The sequence below is a fragment of the Desulfovibrio sp. 1188_IL3213 genome, from assembly GCF_036763145.1.
In the GTDB taxonomy this organism is placed as follows: Bacteria; Desulfobacterota; Desulfovibrionia; order Desulfovibrionales; family Desulfovibrionaceae; genus Desulfovibrio.
Window position 1 is genome coordinate 1 of sequence record NZ_JBAIYR010000249.1, and the last position, 3,427, is coordinate 3,427.

At 48.8% G+C, this 3,427-nt stretch carries 4 protein-coding genes; all 4 read right to left on the reverse strand.

All coding sequences use genetic code 11. From position 1 onward, the window contains the following. Nucleotides 1-1,069 (reverse strand): DUF927 domain-containing protein (locus V6C16_RS09665; protein WP_333543089.1); only part of this gene is annotated, 1,069 nt, incomplete at its 3' end. A gap of 144 nt (nt 1,070-1,213) precedes the next feature. Next, complete coding sequence (locus V6C16_RS09670) at nt 1,214-1,411, reverse strand: helix-turn-helix domain-containing protein (protein ID WP_333536620.1); 198 nt, start codon at nt 1,409-1,411, stop codon at nt 1,214-1,216. Nucleotides 1,412-1,778: 367 nt separating this feature from the next. Beyond that, entirely contained in the window at nt 1,779-2,834 is a 1,056-nt protein-coding gene (locus V6C16_RS09675; protein WP_333543090.1) for a tyrosine-type recombinase/integrase, read from the reverse strand. Next, a complete protein-coding gene (locus V6C16_RS09680; RefSeq protein WP_333536618.1) occupies nt 2,831-3,064 on the reverse strand; it encodes a hypothetical protein in 234 nt (77 codons plus the stop codon). Before V6C16_RS09680 ends, V6C16_RS09675 begins: the two co-directional genes overlap by 4 nt. Nucleotides 3,065-3,427: the final 363 nt, after the last annotated feature.

Genomic DNA, 3,427 nt, shown 5'->3' on the forward strand with positions numbered 1-3,427 from the left:
GGACCTCTTGCCCCGCTTTCGGCCGCTGGCCCGCTTCTGCCAGCTTGTCCGCAAGTCCCACTTCGCCGCTGCTCAAAAACAGCACTCGCCATGTCTGAACCGCTCGCGCCGTGCCGTCCCGGCTCGCTCGCGTTTTGCCTGCGCCATTAGACAACATATAGGACATTTCGCTACATGTTTTTGCCGTGGCTTGTCCAAGCTCGTCCAGGATCAGGAGGGAGTCGTTATGGAAAACCGCTGTGCCTTCTGCTGCGTTGTCAGTCGTCCTCCAGCTTTTAACGTAGTCTGGCCCGCCCCACACGCTGGCCGCAAGCCGCAAAGCGGTAGATTTGCCAGTGCTAGAAGCGCCAACAAAGTTAAACCCGCCTGACTCTTGCCCCGTAATATAAAGCAGCGGACCCGCCAACGCCGCAGACAAAGCAAAAACCAGACGGCTATTCCCCTGCGCTAGCTTCGCCAACTGCTGCCAGCCCTCCATTGTTCCGCCTTGTGCGTACGCAGCACTACCGCCTGCCGCAAGAATAACCTCTTCGCCGTCCTTTGCTCCGATGGCAGCATCTGGAAGCACAAAAACGCCGTCCGCCGTCCAACCAGTCTTTTTCGTCACCCGCGCCCGTGCCGCCACTGTTTGCGTAGCTAAATATTTTTTAATCTGCGCAGCGCAGGACGGATCCGCAATATACCCGCCGTCCTGGAGCGCGGATAGCCACGCACTGCCTGGTTGACTAAGCATAGCAGCAGGCATAACCCAGCGGTGCTCCAGCCCGTTGGGGTCGGCCCACTCCAGCCAAACCCCCCAACCCTCGCCGCCGTCTTCACAAGCCCGCGCGCGTATCGTCAGACTTTCGCCTAGGTACGTTTCTTTTTCGATTTCCGGCCCGTTCTCCTTCATCCAACCGGTAAGCAGGAACAGGCCGTTTTCCCTGTTTTGAAAATATTCCAGCCTTTCAGCCTTTTTTTCCTTCTTTGGCTTTTCAGGCTTTTCTTCCATTTTAACGCTAATGACCTGTTTTTTTAGTCTTTTCTGCCTTTTCAGCTTTTCAATTTTGGGCTCAGTCAAAATGCTCATAAAATCCTCCAGTCAGCCGCGCGATGGGCTTGACTTTGAGGACCGCTTGTATTATATTATGGCAGCTTTGTTGGTATGGGTGGGCTGCCTGGGCGCAATGCAACGCGCTTGGGCGGTCCTCTTTTTTGTTGTAAAAGAGAACCGCTAGTTGCAATTCTTGGGCGTTATTTTCTGAGATTCAATAAACGCTACCAGATCACCCATAGCATAGGCAATTTTGCGCGAGAACTTAACATAGGCCGGACCATAGTTACGGTATCGCCAGCTTTGTAGCGTTTTGGTGGAAATATTAAGGAAAGACGCGGCTTCTTTTTCAGTAATAAGCTGTTGACTAGCAAGCATAGGACACGCTCCCGCCGCAAAATATAAAGCGGCTCGAACTATACATGTATAGATCAGAGCCGCCATTTATTTCGGTGAGCTTTCTAAAAAACTTTTAAAGTAGCAATATTGCCCATGCTAGGGTGGAGTTGCTACAAAGTTTTCAGAAAAGAGCGTGTCTCACACATTCGCCAAATCATGCCTCGGACTTACTCTCTCGTCCGACAGCAAGAGCATTTATATATAGTCCCAACAAGCGTAATGCTAAAAAACTTGCTGGCGCTTCGCGTTCTGCCGTTGCTCCCTTGGGCTCAGGGCAGCAGGCTCTTTGCAGAGACTTTCGACTACAGTAAGCCTATCTTATCCCATTGTCAACCTCTGCCGCCCTTTATTTTTCTTTTTTTTCCTCTACAGCCATTACACTACCTACTACAGCCGCCGCCCGCCTCATGGCCTCGTCCGAAAGGTGCGCGTAACGCTGCGTCATTTCAGAAGATTCATGCGTCAATAATTTTTGCAACGTGTACATATCGACTTTGCCGCTGCTTGCTAACCTTGAAGCAAAATTGTGCCTCAATCCGTGCAGCGGCCGGAAATCTTCCGGCAATCCAGCCTTTTTTTTCACCCTCCTTGCCATGCGCCTAAAGTTTTCCCGCTGTCCACCATCCCGCCCAGGAAAAACAAACTCGCTTGTACGCGGCAATGCCCTTAAAACATTTAGTGCATCTTGATTAATGGCTATGTACGCAGTCTTTTTATTTTTTGCATACTCTGCTTGCAATGTAACTATGCCGGTATTTAAATCTATATCACTCCATTTCAGCCCCAGTAACGCTCCGCGCCGCATGCCAGTATATAGAGCAATACGGAGAAAAGCAGCGCAATCTTGATCCTTCTCTTCATCTAATGCAGCCAGATATGCTTTTAATTGCGTATCCGTCATAATCTCCGTTTTTTTATTATCCACCCGTGGCTTATCGACTCTAAATTTCCGCGAATCCGGCTGTTGTATATATCCTTTCTTGACTCCAAAATTTATAGTGCGCGTCAACATATTCAATATATGCTTTACAGTTTGTGGCTTTAATGTCTTTTCTAACTCATATCTTACAGTGTCAACATCCTGTGTTGTCAGGCTTTCTATACTCTTGTTGTGCAGCTTAAAAAGATGGTTAAAGTTTATTGCATCTGTTTTTCTGCCCCTTCCGTCCGGCAATGACGACATATACAGTTCATAAATCTTTTTTAAAGTGGTTTCTTCTTGTATTACTTCGTTCCTGCGCTCTTCGTTGTTTGCCTCCTCTCCTTTCATCCTGCTTTCTCGTATACCTGCGGCGATTTTCGGGCTTATGCCCCGGCTGCCTATTTTCTCCTCGTAAACTTTGGAGCCGCGCCCGCCCCGGCGATACCTGATATAATATGTCTTTTCTTTCTTATCATTCAAATAGTAAAATACACCAGGATACGCGGTGCTATGTCTTTCCCTTCCTGTTGCCATAATAACTTCCCCTTATTTATCTGCCCCACACCTGCCCCACACGCAAGTTGAGAATAGATAGTTTTTAATGGGAATACAAGGGAAAAGAGGGGACAAGAGAGGAAATAAAAAATCAATAAAAACAGTCGATTATAGCCAAAAAGCCTTGATATATGCGGTTTTTTAATCTTCGCCATTACCAGCCTCCTAAGCTGTAGGCCACAAGTTCGATTCTTGTCGGGCGCACCATTATTTCAAAGGGATACGTGGAATTTCCACGTATCCCTTTTGTTGTGGCTTTAGCCCGTTGAGCGCGCCCGTGCGCGAAACAAGAAACCACCCGCTATGCGGGTGGTGCTGATTGTTTTTGGCTTAATTTTGAATCTGGTTGCCCACAATAAGCGGGCGCGCAAGTTGGCACAAGTCGGCATATAAAAAAGGAACCCCCCGGCCTAGCCGGGGGTTCTTCATATGCGCCTGTAAGGCTTTCTTACCAGCCGCGCCCTAACAGGCGCACGGGCGATCTGACATTTGCATTTCTGTTACTTGCGGCCCGTAAA

What these genes read in the sequence shown, in the direction of transcription:
- V6C16_RS09680 (WP_333536618.1), bottom strand. Translation starts at nt 3,064, where the DNA reads ATGGCGAAGATTAAAAAACCGCATATATCAAGGCTTTTTGGCTATAAT.
- V6C16_RS09670 (WP_333536620.1), bottom strand. Translation starts at nt 1,411, where the DNA reads ATGCTTGCTAGTCAACAGCTTATTACTGAAAAAGAAGCCGCGTCTTTC.